This is a genomic window from Streptomyces aureus (assembly GCF_001418135.1).
In the GTDB taxonomy this organism is placed as follows: Bacteria; Actinomycetota; Actinomycetes; order Streptomycetales; family Streptomycetaceae; genus Streptomyces; species Streptomyces aureus_A.
Map to the genome: position 1 here is coordinate 1 of NZ_LIPQ01000693.1, position 1,966 is coordinate 1,966.

Consider the following 1,966-nt stretch of genomic DNA (forward strand, 5'->3'; position numbering starts at 1 on the left):
CCGTCACCACCCCCACCCCTCATTCCGCTTGGACGAGCAGGGAGGCCGACGCCATGACCCACGCACCCCGCACCGGAATCTGGCTCATAGGCGCGAGAGGCTCCGTCGCCACCACCACCATGGTCGGCTGCGCCGCCCTCGTCGCCGGACTCCACCCACCCACCGGCATGGCCACCGAAACCCCCGAACTCGCCGACGCCGGCCTGCCCCCACTCGCCTCCCTCGTCTTCGGCGGACACGACACCACCGACTGCCCGCTCCCCAAACGCGCCGAACAACTCACCACCGCCGGAGTCCTCCCGTACGGCCTCGCCCGGACCGTCACCCGCGAGCTCGAGGTCGCCGACCACGAGATCCGCCCCGGCGGCCCCGCGCCCGGCGACACCCGCACCGACGAACAACTCATCACCGCCTTCACCCACGACCTGACGGACTTCCGCCGACGTATTGGCCTGGACCGCGTCGTGGTCGTCAATGTGGCATCCACGGAGCCGGCGTCGGGGGGCGTCGGGCTCCCACCCAGCACCCTGTACGCCGCCGCCGCACTGCGCGCCGGATGCCCGTACATCAACTTCACCCCGTCCACCGGCCTGCGCCACCCGGCCCTCGCCGCCCCGCTCGCCGCGAGCCGGCTGCCGCACGCGGGCCGCGACGGCAAGACCGGCCAGACCCTGCTCCGCGCCGTACTCGCCCCGATGTTCCGCCAGCGCGCCCTGACCGTACGCGCCTGGTCCGGCAGCAACCTCCTCGGCGGCGGCGACGGAGCCGCCCTCGCCGACCCGGCGGCCGCGGCCGCCAAGAACGCCGGCAAGGAACGCGTCCTCACCGACACCCTCGGCCACGGCGTCGAAGGCCAGGTCCACATCGACGACGTCCCCGCGATGGGGGAGTGGAAGACCGCCTGGGACCACATCGCCTTCGACGGCTTCCTCGGCACCCGCATGATCCTCCAGACCCTCTGGCAGGGCTGCGACTCCGCCCTCGCGGCCCCCCTCGTCCTCGACCTGGCACGCCTCACGGCCCGCGCCCACGAGAAGGGCCTCACGGGGCCGTTGGAGGACCTGGCCTTCTACTTCAAGGACCCCGAAGGCACCCCACCGGCCTCACTCGCGGACCAGTACGACCGCCTGCTGACCTTCGGCCGCACCCTGGGCGACCGCCCGGGTGGGGCGGACGACTCGGGTGCGGGCGATACGGGTGCGCTGGCCGCGGGGACGGAGGACACGGGTGCGCAGGCCGCGGGTACGGAGGACGCGGGTACGGGGAACGCCCGATGACCCGGCGGCGTACCGGCCGGGCACAGGCCTGGGCGGAACTCCTCCGCGTATCGGCACTGTTCTCGGTGCCCGGAGACGCCCTCGCGGGCGCTGCGGCGGCCGGGGTCCGCCCCGGCCGGGGCACGCTCTGCGCGATCGGCGCCTCGCTCTGCCTGTACGAGGCGGGGATGGCCCTCAACGACTGGGCCGACCGGGTCGAGGACGCCGCCGAACGCCCCCACCGCCCACTGCCCTCCGGCCGCATCGCCCCCGGCGCCGCCCTCGCGGCCTCGGCGGCCCTGACGGCGGCAGGCCTTGCCCTGGCCTCCCGCGCGGGCCGCCCGTCCCTCGCGGTCGCCACCGCCCTCGCCGCTACGGTCTGGGCCTACGACCTCGGCCTGAAACACACCCCGGCGGGCCCCGGCACCATGGCCGCGGCCCGAGCCCTCGACCTCCTCCTGGGCGCGACGGCCTCGAACGGCCGGCACGGCGGACCCCACCGCCGCGCCGTCCGCGCCCTGCCGTCCGCCGCGCTGCTCGGGGCACACACCTACGCCGTCACCGCCGTCTCCCGCCACGAGACCCAGGGCGGCTCCACCCGCACCCCGCTCGCCGCACTCGCCGTCACCCTGGCAGTGGCAGGGGCGGCATCGGGGGAGGTGCTCGGCGCACGGCCCGACACCACCACCGTCTCGTCCCCCTCCGGTCCC

At 75.5% G+C, this 1,966-nt stretch carries 2 protein-coding genes; both read left to right on the plus strand.

Translation table 11 applies throughout. The features are described 5' to 3' along the window. The first annotated feature begins 53 nt into the window (after positions 1 to 53). Positions 54 to 1,277, plus strand: coding sequence for an inositol-3-phosphate synthase (locus AOK00_RS36195; RefSeq protein ID WP_079042383.1), 1,224 nt, complete (start codon positions 54 to 56; stop codon positions 1,275 to 1,277). After that, positions 1,274 to 1,966: SCO3242 family prenyltransferase (locus tag AOK00_RS36200; protein WP_055604326.1), on the plus strand; the 693-nt coding region annotated here is incomplete at its 3' end. The genes AOK00_RS36195 and AOK00_RS36200, both read left to right, overlap by 4 nt.